Origin of the sequence: Glaciecola siphonariae, from assembly GCF_042652645.1 — a bacterium.
Taxonomy (GTDB): Bacteria; Pseudomonadota; Gammaproteobacteria; order Enterobacterales; family Alteromonadaceae; genus Glaciecola; species Glaciecola siphonariae.
In genome coordinates this window covers 1,984,948-2,006,012 of the sequence record NZ_JBHSGU010000002.1, presented here as the reverse complement: position 1 = coordinate 2,006,012, position 21,065 = coordinate 1,984,948, and the positions used below count along the sequence as shown (strand labels likewise).

Annotated in this window: 18 protein-coding genes; 12 read left to right on the top strand and 6 right to left on the bottom strand. The window is 45.1% G+C overall.

The features are described from left to right. Positions 1 to 21: 21 nt before the first annotated feature. Complete coding sequence (locus tag ACFO4O_RS10115; protein WP_382407981.1) at positions 22 to 693, bottom strand: penicillin-insensitive murein endopeptidase; 672 nt, start codon at positions 691 to 693, stop codon at positions 22 to 24. Positions 694 to 784: 91 nt separating this feature from the next. Then, positions 785 to 1,120: a hypothetical protein gene (locus ACFO4O_RS10110; protein ID WP_382407979.1), complete on the bottom strand. Its 336-nt coding sequence runs from the start codon at positions 1,118 to 1,120 to the stop codon at positions 785 to 787. Positions 1,121 to 1,702: 582 nt separating this feature from the next. Here ACFO4O_RS10110 and ACFO4O_RS10105 point away from each other — a divergent pair. Next, the gene (locus ACFO4O_RS10105; RefSeq protein WP_382407977.1) at positions 1,703 to 1,954 is read left to right on the top strand and encodes a type II toxin-antitoxin system Phd/YefM family antitoxin; all 252 of its coding nucleotides are present in this window, start codon (positions 1,703 to 1,705) and stop codon (positions 1,952 to 1,954) included. Next, the gene (locus tag ACFO4O_RS10100; RefSeq protein ID WP_382407975.1) at positions 1,951 to 2,211 is read left to right on the top strand and encodes a Txe/YoeB family addiction module toxin; all 261 of its coding nucleotides are present in this window, start codon (positions 1,951 to 1,953) and stop codon (positions 2,209 to 2,211) included. The genes ACFO4O_RS10105 and ACFO4O_RS10100 overlap by 4 nt, the downstream gene beginning before the upstream one ends. Before the next feature lie 69 nt (positions 2,212 to 2,280). Here the strand turns inward: ACFO4O_RS10100 and ACFO4O_RS10095 are convergent, their stop codons facing one another. After that, positions 2,281 to 2,496, bottom strand: a complete 216-nt coding sequence (locus ACFO4O_RS10095; RefSeq protein ID WP_382407973.1) for a TIGR02450 family Trp-rich protein — start codon at positions 2,494 to 2,496, stop codon at positions 2,281 to 2,283. A 243-nt stretch (positions 2,497 to 2,739) separates the two neighbouring features. Here ACFO4O_RS10095 and ahpC point away from each other — a divergent pair, with 243 nt between their 5' ends. The 3 genes from ahpC to ACFO4O_RS10080 all read left to right on the top strand — a co-directional run bounded on the left by ahpC (position 2,740) and on the right by ACFO4O_RS10080 (position 6,916). Beyond that, positions 2,740 to 3,309 carry an alkyl hydroperoxide reductase subunit C gene (ahpC, locus tag ACFO4O_RS10090; RefSeq protein ID WP_382408315.1) on the top strand — a complete coding sequence of 190 codons (570 nt, stop codon included), beginning with the start codon at positions 2,740 to 2,742 and terminating at the stop codon, positions 3,307 to 3,309. 207 nt (positions 3,310 to 3,516) lie between these two features. Next, positions 3,517 to 5,127: an alkyl hydroperoxide reductase subunit F gene (gene ahpF, locus ACFO4O_RS10085; RefSeq protein ID WP_382407971.1), complete on the top strand. Its 1,611-nt coding sequence runs from the start codon at positions 3,517 to 3,519 to the stop codon at positions 5,125 to 5,127. 94 nt (positions 5,128 to 5,221) lie between these two features. After that, on the top strand, positions 5,222 to 6,916 hold the full coding sequence (locus tag ACFO4O_RS10080; RefSeq protein ID WP_382407969.1) for an esterase/lipase family protein: 1,695 nt from the start codon (positions 5,222 to 5,224) through the stop codon (positions 6,914 to 6,916). A 16-nt stretch (positions 6,917 to 6,932) separates the two neighbouring features. Here the strand turns inward: ACFO4O_RS10080 and ACFO4O_RS10075 are convergent, their stop codons facing one another. Continuing rightward, on the bottom strand, positions 6,933 to 8,177 hold the full coding sequence (locus ACFO4O_RS10075) for a malic enzyme-like NAD(P)-binding protein (RefSeq protein WP_382407967.1): 1,245 nt from the start codon (positions 8,175 to 8,177) through the stop codon (positions 6,933 to 6,935). 360 nt (positions 8,178 to 8,537) lie between these two features. On the opposite strand from ACFO4O_RS10075, the gene ACFO4O_RS10070 reads away from it, so the two are divergent. Beyond that, positions 8,538 to 9,527, top strand: coding sequence for a cupin-like domain-containing protein (locus ACFO4O_RS10070; RefSeq protein ID WP_382407966.1), 990 nt, complete (start codon positions 8,538 to 8,540; stop codon positions 9,525 to 9,527). A 95-nt stretch (positions 9,528 to 9,622) separates the two neighbouring features. On the opposite strand, the gene ACFO4O_RS10065 is transcribed toward ACFO4O_RS10070, so the two are convergent. Then, positions 9,623 to 12,016, bottom strand: coding sequence for a TonB-dependent receptor (locus tag ACFO4O_RS10065; RefSeq protein ID WP_382407964.1), 2,394 nt, complete (start codon positions 12,014 to 12,016; stop codon positions 9,623 to 9,625). Positions 12,017 to 12,623: 607 nt separating this feature from the next. Then, entirely contained in the window at positions 12,624 to 12,836 is a 213-nt protein-coding gene (rpmE, locus tag ACFO4O_RS10060; RefSeq protein WP_382407962.1) for a 50S ribosomal protein L31, read from the bottom strand. A 294-nt stretch (positions 12,837 to 13,130) separates the two neighbouring features. On the opposite strand from rpmE, the gene priA reads away from it, so the two are divergent. The 6 genes from priA to ACFO4O_RS10030 all read left to right on the top strand — a co-directional run bounded on the left by priA (position 13,131) and on the right by ACFO4O_RS10030 (position 21,055). After that, the gene (priA, locus tag ACFO4O_RS10055) at positions 13,131 to 15,326 is read left to right on the top strand and encodes a primosomal protein N' (protein WP_382407960.1); all 2,196 of its coding nucleotides are present in this window, start codon (positions 13,131 to 13,133) and stop codon (positions 15,324 to 15,326) included. A 104-nt stretch (positions 15,327 to 15,430) separates the two neighbouring features. After that, positions 15,431 to 16,072: an SPOR domain-containing protein gene (locus ACFO4O_RS10050; protein WP_382407958.1), complete on the top strand. Its 642-nt coding sequence runs from the start codon at positions 15,431 to 15,433 to the stop codon at positions 16,070 to 16,072. 166 nt (positions 16,073 to 16,238) lie between these two features. Next, on the top strand, positions 16,239 to 16,763 hold the full coding sequence (hslV, locus tag ACFO4O_RS10045; RefSeq protein WP_382407956.1) for an ATP-dependent protease subunit HslV: 525 nt from the start codon (positions 16,239 to 16,241) through the stop codon (positions 16,761 to 16,763). Between the two features lie 74 nt (positions 16,764 to 16,837). Further along, positions 16,838 to 18,169 (top strand): HslU--HslV peptidase ATPase subunit, encoded by a 1,332-nt coding sequence (gene hslU / locus ACFO4O_RS10040; RefSeq protein WP_382407954.1) that lies wholly within the window; start codon positions 16,838 to 16,840, stop codon positions 18,167 to 18,169. A 127-nt stretch (positions 18,170 to 18,296) separates the two neighbouring features. Further along, positions 18,297 to 18,827: a hypothetical protein gene (locus ACFO4O_RS10035; RefSeq protein ID WP_382407952.1), complete on the top strand. Its 531-nt coding sequence runs from the start codon at positions 18,297 to 18,299 to the stop codon at positions 18,825 to 18,827. 347 nt (positions 18,828 to 19,174) lie between these two features. Further along, complete coding sequence (locus ACFO4O_RS10030; RefSeq protein WP_382407950.1) at positions 19,175 to 21,055, top strand: autotransporter assembly complex protein TamA; 1,881 nt, start codon at positions 19,175 to 19,177, stop codon at positions 21,053 to 21,055. Positions 21,056 to 21,065 lie beyond the last annotated feature (10 nt).

Genomic DNA, 21,065 nt, shown 5'->3' with positions numbered 1-21,065 from the left:
CTGTTAATTCGCTTTTTAGTACTACAAGCACGGTACTCTGAAATCAACATGATAGTGCTCATCGTGCCTCACCCAAGAACGCTTAGTAGAAAATTGAACGTGCTCTCTAAGATATTTACCATGCTCGGTCTTAAACAAATTCGGTTGTAAATCCGGATCAAATATAACTCGCCACAAATCAACGTCATTTGCTAAGGCTTCCTTGTGCAAAGCTACTATGTGCGCAGCCAATGCGTCATAGTCAATTCGCAATCCATCAAAACGACCGCTCCGGTCAAATTCAATGTTGTAGCCTAATTTATTAAAGACATTAGTCGGCAAATGAACTGACTTACCGTTTACATCGACAACTGGCGTCATGAAATCAACCGATAATCCGTTGCGATGGGTCTTGTGAGGTTTAAATTCGCCGCCATCCTTAAAACCAGTCTCGGCATACTTAAAGACTTTATCAGGCATCTCTTCAAAAAGTCTAGAATAGGCATCGACTACAATTTTCTTCACTGTCGAGTGAACAAATGTGCGTCCAAGCAATCGGGCAGACAAGCTATAAGAAACGTAATTGTCTCCGCTAGAAGGCAACTTAACTCCATTCTCGAGTCGTCCGTTTGAAGTAGTGCCAAAACAAATACTCTCAGCGGCTACTGACCTAAAAGACCATACGAGCGCAAAAACAACTATGAACTTTGACATATAATACTAATGCCCCGATAACGGGCGAACGCTTTCTGCGAAAATGGTGAAGCAGCAGTATGCGGGCGTCTCGGCGAACGAAGTGAGTGTGTTAATTGGTTTTTCTGGTGGCATTATTTTTTAAAACCTCGTTTAAGCCCCGTTGAAGTAACGAGGAATATAGCCTTTTGTAGAGTAAGAGCGATACAAAGACACCCACACCAATAGACAGGCCGTTGATTAATATAGACGCACCAAACATTAGAAAGCTAGTAATTGGAAATATCAAACTAACCAAAAGCGACAAAATAAAATAGAGTGCGCTCTTACCCGATAGCTTTAGTTTAGTGAACGAGACGTAATGAGCTTGTTCTAAGATAACCTCTTGCTTGTCTTTATCAAGCGAGGCTATTTCAGAAAAGTAGTTAATAAAATTCTTTGAATTCATTGCGTTCATCTCGCCACTTAGCGCTTGATATGGAAACGGCACTCAATTGACATTTGATGCCATATTGAAATTGGACAATTTGAAAACTAAGCGGAGAATCCATAGGTATATTAAACTCCTTGCCATTGATTGAGCCATATTTAATTTGAGTATCCACGGTATAAATGAGTGTGGCAAGCCTGCTTATCGGTCAGCGGTTTGGTAGCGCTTTTGTGACAAATCCGGCTCCATGCTTTTGTTAGTTTTCAAGCCGACCAATTCATAATATTCAAACGCGTCGTCTAATTAGGCAGCCGCTATCTCAAGAAACTCAATATTCATTTATACTTTTTTAATACTTCTGGAAATGGTTTTGAGCTTATTTCATTGTTGTCATATGCTAACACTCGGGCATCCGCTTCTTTCGCCCATTACTTCATTTATTTCGTCGTTTGGTGCATTAAGACTTTGCAAAAGGCTAAGTTGTATCCAGTAAAATCATCACTTACTTAAGCGACAAATCTTGCTTTTTCTTTTTGTCCGCTTCAAGTTTGTGTAACTTGCCGTTATACTATGTACAACTAACTGTACCAGAGAACAATTATGGACGCTATAAGCTACACCGCAGCAAGGGCTAAACTTGCAACAACGATGGAGCAAGTATGCAATGATCATGCTCCTGTTATTATTACAAGAAAGACTCAACCCTCTGTTGTGATGATGTCTCTAGAAGATTATCAAGCAATGGAAGAAACGACGTATTTGCTGCGTTCACCTGAGAACGCGAGAAGATTATTGAGTTCAATTGCCGAATTAGAAGATGGAAAGGGCTCTGAAAAGAAACTGATTGAATGAAGCTAATTTTTTCATCTACCGCATGGAGCGACTATTTGTACTGGCAAAGTACAGATAAAAAAATGCTTAAAAGAGTAAATACGCTAATTAAAGATATATCCAGATGCCCATATGAAGGAATTGGAAAACCTGAACCATTAAAGCACGGGTTAGCAGACTATTGGTCTAGAAGAATCAACGATGAGCACCGGTTCGTGTATAAAGTATCCGATGACTCTATAATGATTGCGCAACTACGATATCACTACGGCAAGTAACAATTTAATGCTGACCGACTGAGTAATTCTTCTACCAACAATCGTCTCATTTTTATCCTACTTATGTTTTTACACCCAGCCAGTTTTCCAACGTTGGGTGTTTTTGAGGTCTCGCCATTCTATTTCAAATTCACGCTTTGAATGAATCGCCTGCATCACGCACCTAACTAATGTTTGCTCTTCATTAAATTCAGTCTCAATTACCGCAAAGTGTTTCTCTTTGTTTTGCGGGTGGGTGGCTGTCCACTTGCTGTGTAATAGTTTTTTTGGATGTATCTGATTCAACGGGTGCTCGCTTTTGCTGGTAGCCTTGCATGCAAATCAATACGAGCATGATGGTATTGCGGCTCACCTAGAGCATGTTAATAGCTTAATTCTTAAAAAAGAACAGGATTAACTATGCTAATCGATTTATATGATTAGCTGAATCGCTAAATTTCAATTTAATTTTAACCGAAACATCTATATCTTACTCATCAACGTAATCATTCACGTTATTTTTAACAAACCCCAACTAATAGAGGAAACCTGAACATGTCAATTATAAACCAGATGATCCCAGACTTTTCGGTAGAAGCGTTTCATAACGGTGAATTCAAAACAATCACAAGCGAAGACGTAAAAGGAAAGTGGTCAATCTTCTTGTTTTACCCAGCAGATTTTACGTTTGTATGCCCGACTGAACTAGAAGATATGGCAAAGATTCATGACGAGCTACTCGCGCTTGGCGCAGAAGTTTACTCAGTATCTACCGACTCTCATTTTGTTCACAAAGCGTGGCACGATGCGTCTGAAGCAATTGGCAAAGTTACCTATCCAATGCTTGCTGACCCAACGTTTAAGCTAGCGCGTGGATTTGACGTGATGATTGAAGAAGCGGGTCAAGCACTTCGCGGCACATTCTTAGCAAACCCAGAAGGTATTGTGAAAGTAGCTGAAGTACATGACTTAGGTATTGGTCGTAGCGCTAAAGATATGTTGCGTAAAGTAAAAGCTGCGCAGTATGTTGCTAACAACGACGGTGAAGTTTGCCCAGCGGCATGGGAAGAAGGTCAAGCAACGCTAACACCAAGCCTTGATTTGGTCGGTAAAATCTAAACGCAGTATTTTTGTTTAGACCTGATGCACGGCTTGCAGGGAATTTCTGCAAGCCACATTGGGAATAAAGAGTTACGGCCACGCCGGCTTTAACTCTTTATTCCCACAACAACGAATTTATGAGAGCGCTTTGTAGCATTCTTAGGGTGTGTTTTATCTCAAAATTGCCCCAACGCTACCAAGTCGCGAGCAACCAAGGAGTAACGTATGTTAAGCCAAGATATATTAAATGCCTTAAGAGGCTATTTTAAAGATTTAAGCAAGCAGCTCACCTTTGTCTTACAAACCGGAGAGCACGCAAAACGTGATGAGCTTAAAAACATGCTCTCGCAAATCGCCGAGCTTAGCGAGCGTATCGATTTAGTGGAGCGAGACACCCAAGGCATGTTGCGCTCGCCAGTCACCTTTGCAATCGAGGCTGACGGAAAATTCACCGGCATTCAGTTTTCGGGCGTGCCAGGTGGACATGAGTTCAACTCACTGATTTTAGCGATTTTGCAAGCCGGTGGCAGCAAGCTTAAGCTTGACGACAGCATCCAAAGCATGGTGAAAAAAGTCAATCAAAAGCTAGATTTTCAGGTGTATGTGAGCTTGAGCTGCCATGCGTGCCCAGATGTCGTCCAAGCGATGAATCAGTTTGCACTGCTCAATGAGAATATAGGCGCCGAAATGATTGATGGCGGTGTGTATCCTGAGTTAGTTGAGCAAAATAATATTCAGGGCGTGCCAACCGTATTTTTGAACGGAGAAGTGTTTGCAAGCGGTAAGGTCGAAATTGCAAACATCCTTGAAAAACTCGGCAAAGTGGCGCCCGAAGTGCTACAAGCAAACGCCGAAGAGCCTAGCTTACCGATGCAAGATGTAACGGTTATCGGAGGCGGTCCTGCGGGTGTGGCGGCGGCAATCTATGCAGCGCGTAAAGGCTTAAAAGTAACCGTGATTGCCGACCGCTTTGGCGGTCAGGTTAAAGACACAATGGGTATTGAGAACCTAATTTCCGTGCCATCAACAACGGGTCCTGAATTAACTGGGTCGTTGATGAAGCACCTCAACGAATACGAAGTGACGCTGAAAGAGCATATTCGCGTTGAAAAAATCGAAAAGGGTCAGATCAAAACCTTGCACTTAAGCTCTGGCGAGACCATTGAAACACGAACTTTGATCGTTGCCACCGGTGCAAACTGGAGAAAACTCAATGTGCCCGGCGAAGATGAGAATATCGGAAATGGCGTAGCCTATTGTCCGCACTGCGATGGCCCGTTTTATAAGGGCAAAGACGTTGCGGTTATCGGTGGTGGCAACAGTGGTGTTGAAGCCGCACTCGATTTAGCCGGTATTGTAAAATCAGTGACGGTTTATGAATTTTTACCTGAACTAAAGGCCGATAAGGTCTTGGTAGACCAACTAGCTAAACGCAGTAACATTTCGGTTGTAAAAAACGCAGCGACTAAGCAGATATTGGCTGAGAATGGCAAAGTAACTGCCATTGAATACATTGACCGTGCCACGGAAGAAGTAAAACAGCAGTCGTTGCAAGGCATATTCGTGCAAATTGGCCTCGTTCCCAACTCAAAAATTGTTGAGGGTCTTGTGGATATGACCAAGTATGGCGAGATTGTAATAAGTGAAAAAGGGCTAACCAGCGAAGAAGGTATATTTGCGTGTGGTGACGTAACAACAGTGCCGTACAAGCAGATAGTGGTGGCCATGGGAGAGGGTTCTAAAGCCGCACTTTCCGCCTTTGATTACCTACTTATGAATCCATTAGAGCAAGCATCGGCTGAGGCGCAAAGCAACAAATCAGAGCAAGCGGCATAAGCCGCTTGTTTCTTTTTAGGCTGGTTGTAATCACGAAATGATTCAGGTTTACTAGCGCTTATGAGATGAGTGTTAATTGCCCAGGCCCACCTATATGCTACAAAACCTAAGAGTAAGCTTCGCTGTGCTGTGCATACTTGCTTTAAGTGCCTGTACTTCGGTGGATTTTATCGACTTAGGTAAAGATGAAACCGTCAATGTAAGCCCCGATACAAAAACGGTCATTATTAACGCTTCTAGTTTGTTCAGCGGGCTTAGTGATAGCGATTTGTATAAGCTATGTGTTGAGATGCCTGAAGCCGCGTATTCTCAATTTGCCGCAAAATTAATGTGCTATCAAAGCGTACTTGCCAGAGATAATCAAACTGCCACCCGCCGCGAGCTTGCTACAGCTGCACTGAATAAATTGGTAGGGGTAGTATTAAGTATCCATCAATCTCTCCCCCCTCAGGAGGCCACGTTTGGTGATTTACAAATCCGCCTGCTTAACAATCATTATGGTTATCAGCATTTTTATCAGGTCGAAAAAATGCGCTCGCAAGACCCCCGACTTCCGATCACTATCAGCGGCGAGCTAGGTGTGCCCTTAGTCGCAAACCGGCCAAATATTGGCGTATTAGCAGATAAACATTACCCAGCAGAAGGCTTGTTTCATGGGGTTAGCTTGGTGTTAGAACGCGTTGAGTTTGGTGATGAGGCAATCGAGATTGACTTGCGCTTAATCGATACCGACAAAGAATATGTGCGGTACGCAAAACAAAAATATCGTGCGCGTTTCAGTCCTAATGCGGCTTATTTGGTACTCATTGAAAATGCGACCTTAGATGATTTAAGGTTTACCGGTTTCGTTAATCCTGAGGCCGTTGAGGCTCGCATGGGTATTTTTGCGATAACGCCTGTAGACCGAAGTAAAACGCCGCTTTTAATGATCCACGGATTAAACTCCGATCCATTGATATGGCGTCATCTGACTAATGAAGTTCTCAGTTCACCGGAGCTAAATCATCGCTATCAGGTCTTGCATGCGTTTTATGCAAGCGGTACTCCGCCTTTTTATAATGCAATGCGACTGCGCAGAGAGCTTAATCACTACATAGACTATTTTAACATTACCACCGACGAGCAATCACTGGTTGTGATAGGCCACAGCATGGGCGGTATAATTGGCAACACAATGGTGTCAGACTCGTCATATGAAATTTGGGATGCCGCGTTTAAGCTCAGGCCAGATAAGCTGACAAGTGCATACAGTGACCAAATCAAAGAGGTATTTGTGTTTAAGCCCTTTTTTGATTACAACCAAATATTTTTTATCGACACTCCGCACAGAGGCTCTGCTACAGCACAATCATTTGTTGGCTTTCTTGGTTCATCTCTAGTGACGCTTCCACAAAATGTTGTGGCTCTATTTTCGGGTTTTGTGCAAGAGGTAGGTTTTGATAACCTGACCGAGCGCATGCGGCCATTCTTAGGTGCAAGTCCTGCCAACAGTATAGAGGCGCTAAGGCCGGGGCATCCCCTCACCGACACACTCTCCGATTTACCCATTAAAGGCGATGCCTTTTCTATAATAGGCTCGAATGGAGAACTTGCATGCGAGTCTGAGTTTCAGTGCATGCGTATTACAGATGGCGTGGTCGATTATGTTAGCGCACTGCACCCGCAGAGCAAGCGCCGTCTTATCGTGCCCTCACGTCACGACTCCTATCAACACCCCGAGGCAATCCAATTTATTTTGCAGTCCTTACATGAACCTCAAAGCATCGTTCGTGAAGAAATGGTTCGCTAAAAAAAACAGGCGCTCCCTAGGCAAGATAATCATCTGGGAGCTGTTCAATTTGTGCAACGTTTGAGTCAATGGCGGCTTGTGCGACTGCCGTTGCGATGCGCTTACACAAACGTGGATCCATTGGTTTGGGGATAATATATTCACGACCAAAGGTTAACGAGGCAATGTTGCTGGCAACTAACACTTCTTCGGGTACTGGCTCTTTTGACACGCTGCGCAGGGCATTCACCGCTGCTACTTTCATCTCGTCGTTTATGGCGGTTGCACGTACGTCGAGCGCCCCACGAAATATAAACGGAAAGCACAACACGTTGTTCACCTGATTCGGGTAGTCTGAGCGTCCGGTTGCCATTATTAAGTCATCTCTGACTTCGTGGGCCAACTCTGGTTTTATTTCTGGGTCGGGGTTGGAGCAGGCAAATACAATAGGGTTTTGCGCCATCAGTGATAAGGTTTCTGGGGGTAATAAGTCGGGGCCAGATACGCCTAAAAACACGTCGGCACCGTCCATTACATCCTCTAAAGTACGCTTGTCTGTATTGTTGGCAAACAAGGCCTTATGCTCCGTTAGATTGTCGCGTCGAGTATGAATGACCCCTTGGCGGTCAAGCATGTAAATGCGTTCGCGCTGTGCGCCGCATTTTATCAAAAGTTCCATGCAGGCCACAGCAGCCGCGCCCGCGCCCATGCAAACGATTCTTACGTCTTCAATGCGCTTGCCTTGAATCTCTAAGGCGTTGAGCATACCTGCCGCAGTAACAATAGCCGTGCCGTGTTGGTCGTCATGAAAAATTGGGATTTTGCAGCGTTTTATTAACTCTTTTTCAATCTCAAAGCACTCAGGCGCCTTAATATCTTCAAGGTTAATGCCGCCAAAGGTATCCGCTATGTTTGCCACCGTATTAATAAATTCTTCTGTGGTGCGATGTTTCACTTCAATATCGATTGAGTCAAGCCCAGCAAAGCGCTTAAATAGCAGGGCCTTACCTTCCATAACGGGTTTAGATGCCAAAGGCCCTAAATTGCCCAAGCCCAAAATAGCGGTACCGTTTGAGATTACTGCAACCATGTTGCCCTTTGCCGTATATTTGTAGGCAGCGTTTGGGTCTGCAGCGATTTCTTTTACCGGTTCTGCCACGCCCGGGCTGTAGGCCAGCGCTAGGTCATCGACGTTAGCAGCGGGCGTTGTAAGCTCTACGCTTATCTTGCCGGGAGACGGGAACTGGTGATAATCCAATGCTTTTTGACGAAAATCCGACATGTTGGCTTTTATCCTTGAACAAAGGTCGCGCTGACCAAGAGCATGTGCTTTGCACACTGAGTTTGCTAAACAATAGCATAAATATAAATAGATAAAATCCGAATTGAGCAAATATTGTTTTGTAACCAAAACGGTAACTAAATGTTTTATATGCAAAAAAATACAAACATTCATGTGACTTATGGTCAAAATCGATTTTTGAGTATTCATGAATAGTAAGTGTGCCGATGCGTATTGATAAACCGAGTCGTTTGGTTTGTAATTTGCTCGTGTTACATTAGCGCTAGAGCGTAGTGTTAATACGCACCACTTAGTACACTTCCGATTTTTATTAATTTAAGCAAAAGGTCATTGTCTATTATGCAGTCGCTTGACGAAGTCAACCTAAGCAATACCAACGAACTTACTATGCAGATGTTAAGCGCCCAAACGCCAAAGGTGTTTAGGCAGTTGGTGAGTGATTGGCCTATCGTAGCGCTCAAAACTGACCCTGAAAAAGTCAGCTATATGCTGAGTAAAAGTGCCGGGAAAGTCGTACCGGCTTGGGTGGCCGACAAAAAAGAAGGCGGGCGGTTTTTTTACAATAGCGACATGAGCGGATTTAATTTTGAGCGTCAGCGCTTGCCCTTTAACGACGTACTGAGGTGGCTCATGGCAAATGCCTCAGACGAGGATATTGCCACCGTTTATATGGGGTCCACATCGGTCGATATGCTGATGCCGCTGTACCGAGAACATAATGATATTGCTTTGCTAAAAGACTCCCCTTTGGTGAGCTTATGGACGGGTAATCGGTCCCGCGTAGCGGCGCATTTTGATGCAACCGACAACGTTGCCTGCGTACTTGCCGGTGCGCGTAAATTTACTCTGTTCCCGCCCGATCAGTGGGATAACCTATACGTGGGACCCATTGAATTTAATCCAGCTGGGCAGGCGATTAGCCTTGTGGATTTTAAAGAGCCTGATTTAGCGCGCTTTCCTAATTTCGCACATGCGCTCGAACAAGGGTTTGAGGTGACGCTTTATCCTGGCGATGCAATTTATATCCCTAGCATGTGGTGGCACCATGTAGAGGCCTTATCGTCATTTAACTTACTGCAAAACTATTGGTGGCGACAAGCACCTGAGCCGGCAGGTAATCCGACCGACGCACTTATTCATGCTATGTTGTCTATTAAAGACTTACCTCTTGCGCAACGAAATGCATGGCGAGATATTTTTGAGAATATGGTGTTTTCACCTAAACAGCATGAGCATATTGCAAAAAGTGCAAGGGGATTCACTAAGACGCTCGATAGCGAGCAGGCTGCAAAAATGCGCAAAATATTAAAGCAGGGTTTAGATTTATAGCCAAGGTGAAGTAGCAATAAAAAAAGCGGCCGGTTTATGGTGAGTAAACAAGGCCGCTTTATTTTTAGTTAGCTATCGCTGATTCAAACTATCCGTTATTCAAAGAACATTCTGAACGTTAAGCCAACTGTTCTAGGCTCGCCTACACGGTATCCAAGGCGTGCTCTGCCGCCGCGCTCTCGGTCAAACGATAGCAGTGCATTTTCGTCAAACAAGTTGTTCACATACAGCAGTAATTCGTACTCGTCGTAAACAAGTCCGGCACTTAAGTTCAAGGTGCTGTATTCGTCGAGCACTAAGTCTAACTGCGTCACTTCGCTGCCTGTTGCGCCGCCAAACGGTAGGCCCGATTGGAAATTACCCGCACCCGCGACTTGGTCGCTTGGTTGAGTAATGCGATCGCCTACAAACTGATACGAGCCCTGTAAGTATGTGCTGCTCGAGCCAAATAACGGAGAGTCAAACTCATACGTAGATGATATAGCGAACGATGCTTCTGGAACCGAAGCAAGTCGATTACCATCGGCTACCCCGCCAAGGACATTGCCGTTACTATCAAACACGGTGCTGCCAAACTCTGCGTTTAAGAAACTACCTGCAACCGAAATGAACAAGTTTTTGGTAGCTTGGCGAGTTAACTCAAATTCAATACCGCGCGTGCTTGCCTCAGGTACGTTAAACGAGATACGTGAAGAGCACGAGCCAGCATCTAAGGTGACTTGTAAATCTTCTATATCAGTATAAAACGCCGACACATTCGCACTCCATCCTCGACCCGATGATTTCATACCCACTTCATAGTTGGTAAGGGTTTCATCTTCATAATCTTGGAAGCCGCCAAACACCTGTAAGTCTTGGGCATTACACAAACCTTCGTTAAGCGGGTCGTTTACACCCCCTAGGCGAAAGCCTTGAGCGACTTGCGCGTTGAGGTTAACGGTTTCGTTAAGATCGTATTTTGCAATCACGCGAGAGGTAAAGCCGTCTGACGCTGTAGAGTCGGTTTGGTCATCGCCATTTGAGAACAGTCCGCCGGTTGTAAAGCGACGTGTTTCATCATAATCGTACCAGCGCGTACCAAACAAAACGCTGAGTCTATCGGTAAAGCTATAGTCTAGCTCACCAAACACTGCGGTTTGTTCTAAGTCGTAAGGTAAGTTGGCGTTGTAAGGTGAATCTGGACCAAACCCGTTAGATACTGCCGCCGATGTACCTGCGCCAAGCGTAGCGTCAGTAGCTGCATCATAGCCGGGAGTAGGTAAACGCTGTGTGTAGGTGCGCTCAGTGTCAGACATAAATGCACCCACAATCCATTGCAAATCGCTGTCGCTATTGGAGGCGGCCCGTAGTTCAAAGGTGTCTTGTTCTACTTCGGTGCGGTCTAATAAATTAGAGGGCAATTTAACCGCAGAGATAGGATAACCTAAATCTATACTCACGCTGCCGGTAAGTGCGCTTGCGTCTCGGCTCATCAATATGTCGCGGTCTGTATAGCTGTAAACAAAGGTAAAGTCAGCGATGTTTGTTTCGTATTCAGCGGTCACATCGGCAATTAGTGTTTCGTCTTCAAAACCTTCTTCTAGCAACAGATATTGCTGTTGCTCAATAAGCGTAATGGGGGGCCTGTTGGTTGTGTAAGGGTTTGCAAATACATTAAACACTTCTTGGCGATTTGCACCATTTACACTGATATCTTGCAATATTACTCTTGGTGTAATGGTGAGGTTTTCAGTGGGTGTGTATTTAAGTGCAACGCGTCCGCCCAGCCTAAAACCGTCATTTACGTCTTCTTGGAATGCGCCATTTTCGCCTAATGCGTCAATAAAGCCTGCATATTCAGTGCGATAAAATACGCCTCGCATGGCAAGCGTGTCATCAACTAAGGGCACGTTAACCATGGCTTTCACATGATTGCCCACGCCACCGTCGGTTTTTGAGTTAATGTTAGCTTCAACCTTTCCCTCAAACGTATCAAGCTCAGGTTGATTAGTAATATAACGAAGCGTTCCACCAATAGAGCCTGAACCAAAGAGCGTACCCTGCGGGCCGCGAAGCGTTTCAACACGACTTAGGTCGAAAAGATCAAGGTCGGGCGTAAACAACGATAGCGAAATCACGCTTTCATCTAAATACACGCCAACTTGCTCTTTAACGCCAGGTTGGTCTCTTACAATCTGACCTGCCGACACGCCACGCATAGATACTTGGCTCTGCCCCGGCCCTAAGTTTTGAATAGATACGCTGGCAACGTTTCGAGCAATGTCTTCTAAACTATTTGCACCCGAGCGTTCCATATCTTTTTGTGTTTGTGCATTGATTGAAAACGGTACTTCATCGATGCTCAAACTGCGCTTTGTAGCGGTTACTACTATTTTTTCTACTTCTGCATCGTCGTTGTTGGTTTGCGCAAGCGCTGGCGCACATAAAACCGAAGTTAGCGCTAAACTGACAAGACTTTTCTTAAAAAATGAACGGTGTGTGTGATTCATATTATATCCCTGTTTGTATTGTCTAATTGTCGGGCAAAGAGTGGCAAATAAAACGCTTATTTTCCAGTGTTTTAGTAAAAAAATTCTAAATATAGCCACATGTAGGATAAAACCTCTAAATGTGTATAAATTGTTAACAATTAAATGGAATATAAATGACAAATGGGGAGAAAGATCACCTTTGTGCACAATGTTTTCTTTGGAGAAGCTAAGCTTGGGATGCTTTTTGGACATATAGAAAAGCCAACGAGTTTTAGTAAGGGGCATACAGAAAAGCTAATAAGTTATAGTGAGGGGCATAAAGAAAAGCTAATGAGTTAGTAAGGGGAATATGCACATTTAAAAGCGTGCGCGCACATGGATGCGCACGCCTGAGCGGCCAGGACGGCGAACAGCGGCTTTTAAATGTGCATATGCCCCTTACTACGTATGCATACTTCTTTCTGAAGATGCATATATCCCTTACTATACGCGTACGCCCCACACTAGATGCATTGCTTCAATGCGAGGCGCTTCTTTTTTGTTGAGCGGTATCTTTTAGCGGTCTTTAGCCACAAAAAAAGGCGCTTGTGGAATACACAGCGCCTTTATAAACATGCTTTTTAGCTTACTTCTTGCTAAGTGCACCAAAACGTTTCTTGAACTTATCAACACGACCACCGGTGTCAACGTTACGTTGCTTACCTGTGTAGAAAGGGTGGCATGAAGAACAAACGTCTAGGTTAATGTCTTTGTTCAAAGTAGAACGGATGTTCATTACGTTGCCGCACGAACATGTCGCTTTGATTTCGTTGTACTGAGGATGAATACCTTCTTTCATTGGAATACCTTTTGTTAAGGCCGCCTCGCTATACAACCCGTAGTTGCACACCAAGCGATATTAAGTTCAGTAACAGTGCGTGTTTTGCTTTTTATGCTCAAATAACGCAATGTTGTAAATTTGGAGCGCGGAGTTTATACGATAGTCTTGCGTATTTCAATAGAAATATCTTGCCTGAAAAGCGTGGCTACTTACGCGTGATTTGCCTGTTTTGCCAGTGTTCCGATGCTAAATAGGTATGCTATTCTAGTCACTGCGCGACTGCGGCTTCCAACAAACACGGTTAATAATTCATTGAGCGACAAATTTCTTACAGTGGCGGTGCCAGTTCCTCTTCGCAAGAGCTTTGACTACTTGATTCCCGCCGAGCTTTCACAACAACAGGATTGGATAGGGTGCCGCGTGCAGGTGCCCTTTGGTCGTCGTCAGTTGGTTGGCGTGGTGATCGCGAGCAGCAACACCAGTGAAACGCCGGAGGCAAAGCTAAAAGCCATTAGTGCGCGCTTAGACAACACCCCTGTACTCGACAATAAGCTTCTGCGCCTTGGCGCATGGATGGCTCAGTATTACTTACATGCCATCGGAGAAGTATATGCTCTGCTATTGCCAAGCGCCTTGAGAAAGGGAGGGGCATCGCTCCCGGCTGATATTCCCTATATTGAAAAGTGCTTCGGGCAGTTAAGCGATGTGCATGAATCTTTAAAGCAAGCAAAAAAGCAGTTGGCACTGTGTGCAGCCATAGCCTGCGAGGCAAAGCCTTTATCTGAGATACGGGCAGCTTACTCAGCAAGCATCATAAAAGACCTGCAAACTAAAGGGCTCATTAGGCAAACCAACAAGGCATATAAGCCAGATACATCTTGGCCCGAGCGATTGCTAGATGCTGAGCATTACGGTGCTAACATTGAGCAAAGCATTGCGATATCAGCGATTAATCAAGCCAAGGGCTTTGCCAGCTTTTTGCTTGAAGGGGTTACCGGAAGCGGTAAAACCGAAGTGTATTTACAGGTAATAGAGCCTAGATTGGCTAAGGGGCAGCAGGTACTTATTTTAGTGCCTGAAATTGGCCTTACCCCGCAAACCGTAAAACGCTTCGAACAGCGTTTTGGCAACATAGTAGGGGTGCTGCATTCAGGCCTTAATGATACGCAGCGTCTTCGAATTTGGCAGCAGGCGCAGGCCAATGAGCTTGGCATTGTGATTGGCACTCGCTCCTCAATTTTTACACCTTTTGCTCAATTAGGCATGATTATAGTAGATGAAGAGCACGACGAATCGTTTAAGCAGCAAGACGGCGTTAAGTATCATGCGAGAGACATTGCGGTATATCGAGCAAATCAGCTTAATATCCCGTTAATTATGGGGAGTGCAACACCTTCCCTTGAAACGCTGCATAATGCGTTTATCAAAAAATATCATCACTGCCAGCTAACCCAGCGAGCCGCAAATGCCAGCATGCCCACTCAGCTGCTGCTCGATGTTAAAGGCCAAGCACTAAAGTTGGGTATAGCCCAAGGCCTCATTGACAAGATGCAAACACAGCTAGCTCAAGGTAATCAGGTGTTGGTGTTTGTTCATCGAAGAGGGTACTCGCCTGCGCTCTTATGCCACCAGTGTGGTCATGTAGAAACGTGTGTCGATTGCGATAACCCTTACACGGTGCACAAAGTAAGTAATAACTTACAATGCCACCGTTGTTGTAATCAGCGCAGTATTCCGAGGCAGTGTCAGCAGTGCGGACACAAAGACCTAGACACTTTTGGTTTGGGCACTGAGCAAATTGAGCAGGGAATGGCATCGTTATTTCCTGATTACTCATGCGTGCGCATCGACAGTGACTCCACCAGAGGAAAGGGCAAGTTAAGCCATTTACTCGAACAAATTAATGCGCAAACGCACCAAATTCTTATCGGCACGCAAATTTTGTCAAAAGGACATCATTTTCCCAACGTTACATTGGCAATCATACTGAATGTAGATGGCTCACTATTTAGCGCCGACTTCAGAGCGCCTGAAAAGCTAGGCCAACTGATTACTCAGCTAAGCGGGCGTGCTGGACGCGCGAATAAACCCGGTGAGGTATGGCTACAAACCCATCATCCTCAGCACCCGCTGCTGCAAGACTTGGTGCAAAATGGCTTTGCCGATTATGCACGCAGTTTGCTGTTAGAGCGCAAGGAGGCGTGTTTGCCTCCTTATGAATACCAAATTTTGCTGAGAGTTGAGTCGGCTAACATGGGCCTGATAACACCCTTTCTAAATGATGCAGCCTCTTTGCTGTCCCAACTTTCTAAGCTCAAAGTGATAGGGCCGCTACCATGCGCGATTGAAAAAAAACAGGGCCGCTTTAGGATGATGTTGCTGATTCAGTCTGCTTCGCGCTCATATTTGCATAAGGCGCTAAATGATGCGCTACCCATTATTGAAAGTCATGCCAATAGTTCAAAAATCCGATGGAGCTTGGATGTATCGCCACTGGATTTTACCTAAGGCTTAAGTCGCAATAAACGTAAAATTTAATGAGCATCACGCAAGGAATTTGCCTATAATCGTGCGCCTTGTTACAACAAAATCAGTGTTTCATTAGGAGACATATGGCACAAACCGATTACGTGTCGCGCGGGCAAAAGCGCAAAAAAAAGGCACCGAAAAAAGCACCGACTCCTTGGTTACGTATTGTATTAGCGCTGGCGGTGGTAGGGGGACTTGCCTATGGTTTGTTTGCGCTGCAGCAAGCAGGCATCGACACCTCAAATTCAGATAATGCGGTACAAAAGCCTCAGCAGGGGGCAACGCAAATCGAGCAGCAGCAAAATGCCGCGTCTGCGTCTTCACTTTCTGAGAGCAATAGTAATCCTACGAAAACGCAGCCAACAAGCGATGTTGATATTGCACAGCCTAGCCTAGACCGTGAGCCCCTGCCGACTTTAGGCGAGGAAGAATGGGCATTTATTGATGCACTGCCCGAGTATTCGGTTGAGGTAGATATTCCAGACGAGGTAGCATCCGACAGAAAGTACATTATGCAGTGCGGCTCATTTAGAACAACTGAAAGAGCAGAAGAACTAAGAGCAAAGCTTGCGTTACAGGGCTTTGAAGCACAAATGTTGCAAAGCGATGGTCAAAACGGTCGTTGGTATCGCGTGGTGATGGGGCCATATGAGCGTAAGCGCGCAGCAGAGCGTGACCGACATCAAGTGCGCCGAGCTAACATCAACAATTGTAAAATTTACTAGGGCGAACAGCCCTAATACAGCCAAGGTCAGCTCCGCCTAAACTATTCCCGTAATAATCAGGAATCTGGCCTTGGTCATAAGTGCTCCTGCTCTTGAAATTTACAACATATCCCCCACCTCCTGAATATAAGAGCGTGAACGCGCGACTATTTAGGAGTAATCATTAATGACCACAATTGTATCGGTCCGTCGAAATAACCAAGTTGTTGTTGCTGGCGACGGCCAGGTGTCTCAAGGGAACACCGTTATGAAAGGGAATGCACGTAAAGTGCGACGGCTCTATCACAACAAAGTGCTAGCGGGGTTTGCGGGCAGTACCGCAGATGCATTTGCCTTATTTGAACGCTTTGAAACAAAACTCGAAATGCATCAGGGACATTTAACAAAAGCCGCAGTGGAGCTTGCGAAAGACTGGCGCACCGACCGTTCTCTTCGTCGTTTAGAGGCAGTGCTAGTTGTGGCTGATAAAGAAGCTACACTGATGATCATCGGCAATGGAGATGTGGTGCAGACCGACAACGATTTGGTAACCACGGGGTCGGGCGGCGCGTTTGCCAACGCTGCAGCAACAGCGCTGCTCGAAAACACTGATTTAGGCGCTCAAGATATCGCCAAGAAGAGTTTGAGTATTGCGGGAGATATTTGTGTTTTCACCAATTCTCATCAAACCATAGAAACCCTTGATTATTAGTTAGCCCTACACGCTAATCTAGATGATGCGTTGTTGTAGACAGCGCAAGCAAAAATTAAATATTAGGATAAGTTATGTCTCAAATGACACCTAGAGAAATTGTTCATGCGCTTGATAAGCACATTATTGGTCAAGCGGATGCAAAACGAGCGGTATCGATTGCCCTGCGTAATCGCTGGCGCCGCATGCAACTCGGTCAAGAGCTAAGACAAGAAGTAACGCCAAAAAACATACTTATGATAGGGCCAACAGGCGTAGGCAAAACGGAAATAGCCAGGCGTTTAGCCAAATTAGCCAATGCGCCGTTTATAAAAGTTGAAGCCACTAAATTTACCGAAGTCGGTTATGTGGGCAAGGAAGTAGAGTCGATTATTCGAGACTTAGCCGATATTGCGGTAAAAATGACCAAAGAGCTTGCGGCACAAAAAGTGAAATTTCGTGCTGAAGAAGCCGCTGAAGAGCGTATTCTTGATATTTTGATCCCGCCGCCAAGCAATGCTTTTGGCGATAAAGAACAAGTTGAAGACCGAGGCACGCGTCAGAACTTCCGCAAAAAACTACGCGAAGGTCAATTAGACGATAAAGAGATAGAGCTCGATATCGCACTACCGCAAGTTGGGGTGGAAATCATGGCGCCGCCGGGCATGGAAGAAATGACTAATCAGCTTCAAGGCATGTTCCAAAATTTATCGGGCGATAAAAAGAAAAAGAAAAAATTGAAAATAAAAGAAGCCCTGAAACTGCTAATTGATGAAGAGTCGAGCAAGCTCATAAATCAAGAAGACCTAAAAGAGCAGGCTATCGAAAATCTTGAACAAAACGGCATAGTATTTGTGGATGAAATCGACAAAATATGCAAGCGAGAGGGCGTAAGTGGTGGCGGTGACGTTAGCCGTGAAGGCGTGCAGCGCGACCTTTTACCTTTGGTTGAAGGGTCCACAGTGTCGACTAAACACGGCATGGTAAAAACCGACCATATCTTGTTTATTACCTCTGGTGCTTTCCAAATGTCAAAGCCCTCTGACTTAATCCCTGAACTGCAAGGGCGTCTGCCAATTCGTGTTGAGCTACAAGCGCTTACGGTTGGCGATTTTGTGCGCATACTCACCGAGCCGAGCGCGTCTTTGACCGAGCAATATCGCGCCTTAATGAAAACCGAAGGCGTTGATGTGAATTTTACGGAGTCTGGGATACAAAAAATCGCGCAAGCGGCTTGGCAGGTTAACGAACGCACCGAAAACATTGGTGCCCGTCGCCTGCACACCGTTATGGAGCGTTTGATGGAGGATATTTCATTTGATGCCTCAGATAAAACCGGCGAGTCTTACACTATCGACGACGCATATGTAGATGCTCATTTAGAAGCACTTGTGGATAACGAGGACCTAAGTCGCTTTATTTTGTAGGCGCTAGCGGTTTTGAAAGTAGGTGTGTACATTGACGGTATGATTAAGCGTTTTATTTTTAACAGTAAATCCATGTTAGTAAATTGATGTCGGTAAATTCATGTTGGTAAATTCATATTGGTAAATAATGAGCACTAATCAAGTTCGAGTGCTCTTGGCCCTAGCTGGAGCACTTATCGTTTGTGCGCTAGGCATGCTCAGCGTGTCTAGCCTCGCACCCAAAATATATGCGCCTTTTTCTATCCCTGTTCTTTTTCCCGCTATTTTTGCAAGCATGACGCAGTTTTCTCACTTAACCATCAGCGTTATCGGTTCAGTGCCGATGGTGCTTGTCTATCTGGTTTGGGTCATGCGTGGCTCTAGAGAGGACGTGGAGATATCAAATGCAAGCGTGCTTGTAATTACGGCAACAGCCTTGATATCGGTAATTTATCATGCAGCTTATTTTCAGCAAGGCATGGCTACTTATGGTATCGCACACGTTTTAGCGATTTGCGCCATTAATTTGCTTGCGTTAATTAGTTTGCCTATTGGCTATTGGCATCACTATAAACACCACAGCATTTATACCTACATGTTTTTCTATCTGATTTATTTTAGCTGGTTGAGCTTTTCTGCTTTTCCTTGGTTTGCACCAAGCGTATCATCGCCGCCATAAGTTTCTACACACGCATCGTCACAATTAGAGCCTACCGCAGATTGAACTACTGTCGTTATTATTGCCCTAACCTTTAGGCAATACGGTATCCTCAGCAATCGAGAAGACTTGTTTGTAAAATGCGAGATGTAGCACATCCATGTGCTGTAACTGCTTCCTGCAGTAATGTAGATATTACTCATAAGCGTCCCATTGCATAACTGTCTATCGGCACAGTTATGCTCTCAAAGAACGTTCTTATGCGGTATTGGCTTTGTAAAGGTGCCATGGTCTAGTTTTTGCTGAGCTGATGATAGATATAAGGGATGTTTGGTTTGACGGAAGTATTCGATTAATGATGGCAATGCATGACTGCAATTAAGGAGCACGTTATTTCGCTAGCAAGATTAGCAGGCGCACTTTTGACTTGCCTAGCGCTGTTGGTTTCACCACTTGCGCTTGCAGAAGATAAGATCGTTATCAACGGCTTACCGAGCTCAGAGCTTGAAAAGAACGTTCGTCTGCTGCTGTCTGAGGTTAGCACGCCAATAGGCCGCATTAACGAAGACAAATACAAGCAAAGCCTCCTTACCCAAGCAGAAAAGGCCCTGCAGGCCTTTGCCTATTACGATGCTTCACTCACCGTGACTGATTTACGTTTTACTACTCAGACTAATGAAGACAACAAAAGCGTGCAGCACGTTGCCTACACTTTAAATGTAGACCTGGGCAGCAAAGCGATAGTAGAACAAGTCGTTTTGTTAAATGACTTAGCGCAAACAGACCAACAGGCCTTGCCCCCGCAAATTGTTGAGGTAATTGAGCAAGTAAAGCAATTTAAAGGCAAGCCGCTTGACCATCCAAAATACGAAAATCTGAAAAACAAATTAAAAACGCTCGTGCTCTTGTACGGCTATTTTGATTTTATCTTTCCGGTGCACAAGTTAATTGTAGAACCACCAAAAAACTCAAATGACGGGGCTAGCGATACCAGTATAAGTAGTTCTGAACAAAAGCCTAAAAGCAAAGCAATAGTGCATTGGATTTTTTATTTGGGAAAACGATATCAATTTGGCAAGGTTGTGTTTTTAGGTGACACGCGCGGACAAGACATTGCGCAAAGTGTAAAGCCGTTTAAATATGGTGAGTACTTTGAGCAGAGCAAGGTGGGTGATTATTCAATTGACATGCAAAGCACTGACTACTTCAGCAGCGCGATTGCGCGTGCGAATGCAGGTAACGCGAGCGATTACAAAGTGCCAATTGAGGTCATATTAGACCCAAAACCTAAAGATACCTTCGAATTTGGGCTTGGCGTGTCAACCGACACTGGGCCTCGCGTAACGGTTGACTGGTCGAGACCTTGGGTAAATCTGCGAGGGCATTCTTTGGGTGCACGGCTGTATTTGTCGCGTCCGCGTAAATCGCTAAAAGCCAACTACCGTATTCCGATGGCGAATCCGCTAAATGATTTTTTCAATTTTCAGGCAGGCTTTAACCAAGTCGATGAAAACCAAACGCGCAGCGACAACTTTAGCCTTGCGGTACAGCGCCAGTGGGGGGCAGTAGAAGAGGACGATTGGGATAAAATTGCCTTTGTAAAATTTGAGCAAGAATCATTTGTGCAAGGAGCTGCCGAGGAAGAAACCACTAATTTGCTGCTGCCGGGTTTCAGCTTTTCTCGCACCCGCAAGCGCGGAGAAATCTTTGTTGAATGGGGAGACCTGCAGCAGATCACGGTTGAGGGCGGCACCAAAGCGCTGCTCTCTGACATAGATTTTTTTAAGGTTCTGGCACGCACTAAATGGATCCGCGAATTTGGTCAGCACCGATTCTTATTGCGAGCAGACGCGGGCGCAATCTCTACCAGTGATTTCTCTCGCGTACCGTCCACACAGCGCTTTTTTGCAGGTGGTGACCAAAGCATAAGAGGCTTCGGCTTAAACGAAGTGTCTGACTTCGAGTTTGTCACGGTAGATGGCGAAGAAAAAAAAGAGCTTTTAGGTGGTAAATACCTTGCTGTCGCAAGCGTTGAATATTCGTATCCAGTGGCTGAAAAATTTAGGGCTGCCGTATTTGTGGATGCAGGAAACGCTAACGATAACCCAATCAAAAATTATGCGTATGGCTACGGCGTGGGCATGCATTGGCTCTCGCCTATTGGCACAGTCAGATTATACCTGGCTAGGGGGCAAGACGAATTAGAAAGTAAATTCAGGCTGCATTTAGTGATTGGGCCGGGCTTATGATGTACGCAGT